The sequence below is a fragment of the Methylophaga sp. UBA4204 genome, assembly GCF_002379485.1.
Taxonomy (GTDB): Bacteria; Pseudomonadota; Gammaproteobacteria; order Nitrosococcales; family Methylophagaceae; genus Methylophaga.
This window is the reverse complement of the sequence record NZ_DFTU01000096.1, coordinates 28238-29188: the sequence shown is the minus strand read 5'-3', so window position 1 is coordinate 29188 and position 951 is coordinate 28238. Positions and strand designations below refer to the sequence as shown.

The following is a 951-nucleotide window of genomic DNA, read 5'->3' as shown; positions in this document are numbered from 1 at the left end:
TTATCAGCGTCCGGCTTTATTGTTATTAGATGAACCTACCAATCATCTTGATCTGGAAATGCGGCTGGCGTTGACCATGGCTTTGCAGGAGTACGAAGGAGCATTAGTGGTGGTCTCGCATGATCGCTATTTCCTGCGCAATGTCACCGATGATCTCTGGCTGGTAGCTGATGGCAAAGCCGCTGCTTTTGAAGGTGACCTTGATGATTACCGGCAGCTGCGTTTAGGCCGTGAAACGGTTAATGCTTCTGCTGATAAAAGTCCTGCCGTCAACAATGGCAAAAAACTGGATCGACAGGCGGCAGCACAACAGCGTCAGAAATTACAGCCTTTGCGTAACCAGGTTAAAAAGGCAGAGCAAGTCCTCGATAAACAGAATGCTGAACTTGCCAAAATTGAATTACAACTCGCTGATACAACGCTGTATGAAGCGGCCAATAAAGAAAAGCTCAAAGACCTGTTACAACAGCAAGCTGCCACCAAGGCGGCATTGGAACAGGCTGAAATGGACTGGCTTGAAGCCAGTGAAATACTTGAAAACGCAGAAACTGCAGAGGTTTAATCCGTGGCATTATTGTCTTTAAAACAGCTGACCGTCAGTTATGGTGGCCCAAATTTACTTGATAAAGTCGACTTTCAGCTCGATAAAGGTGAACGGGTTTGTCTGGTTGGCCGTAACGGCGCTGGTAAATCCACCTTGATGAAAGTCATTGCGGGAGAGATCACCCCTGATGGTGGTGAGATGGTGGGCTTGCAAGAATTGAAAATTGCCCGGCTGGAGCAGGAAGTACCGGCTGGCACGGCTGGCAGTGTGTTTGATGTTGTCGCTGCCGGACTGGGCGAAGTTGGGCCTCTGCTAGTGGAATATCACCATATTGTTCAGCAACTCGAACACGATAGCAGTGAACAAATCCTCAACAAGCTGGAAAAAGCTCAACATAAACTCGAAGC

At 48.1% G+C, this 951-nt stretch carries 1 protein-coding gene and 1 pseudogene; both read left to right on the top strand.

What is annotated here, in order from left to right; translation table 11 throughout:
* A pseudogene (locus B3182_RS14630) lies at positions 1 to 562 on the top strand (ABC transporter ATP-binding protein); the annotation flags it as partial.
* A 3-nt stretch (positions 563 to 565) separates the two neighbouring features.
* A partial coding sequence (locus tag B3182_RS14625; protein ID WP_292753297.1) for an ATP-binding cassette domain-containing protein occupies positions 566 to 951 on the top strand: 386 nt, incomplete at its 3' end.